General features: G+C 45.5%; 1 pseudogene. It reads left to right on the forward strand.

From position 1 onward, the window contains the following. Window positions 1-209: pseudogene (locus A3766_RS31840) on the forward strand (hypothetical protein); the annotation flags it as partial. Window positions 210-771 lie beyond the last annotated feature (562 nt).

A 771-nucleotide genomic window follows, 5' to 3' on the forward strand; every position in this document is an offset into this window, starting at 1 on the left:
GGCATAGGTTATTTGTCACCGCAGTCGAAATCAGCAGAGGAAAGAGTTTAACCGACGCCGCCATTGATGCGGGTTTTGTCGACCTATCTCATTGCACCCATACTTTTAATATGATGCTAGGCATGAAGCCGTCATATTTTTTATCCCAACCAGAGCGAATTATTGTGATGACTGAAAATAAGCAGCGCCTATCTTGTACAAAAAATTGAGCGAGTCAGACTCTAAAGCTCATAGTAATCAGTCGCCTCAGCGAGGGTTGGGACTTTCTGTCTACATGATGAGGTAGTTTTATATCACTCCCTGCTCACGCAGCCATTGCTCACTCCTAGCCATACCTTCTNCAAGGCTAACTTTAGGCTGATACCCTAGCTCTGCACTGGCCTTATCATGGATATATTTAGCACTAGGCCTCGATAGCATCGCAACGGTAGAAGGATTTAATTCTGTACGTTTACCGAAAAGATGAGCCATTCGCTCCGCGGCAAAAGCGATAGGATAAAGCAGCTGTTTGGAAAGTGTTCTTGCCGAGTCCAAACCTAACATTTTGGCTAAAAAAGAAAAATACTCCTGATTACTCACCTGCCCCATGCCTGATAGGATATAAATCTGTCCGATTGCCTTGTCTGAGTTCAGTGCCAAATAACAGCCCTCAACCAAGTCATCAATATACACTGGGCCGAACATACCTTCTTTCGGGGCGATGAATTTCTTTTGCTTCATCATGTCAATTGGCGTCACGGTCCAGGGTCGGGAGCCCGGACCGTAAACATC

The sequence above is a fragment of the Oleiphilus sp. HI0132 genome (assembly GCF_001635845.1).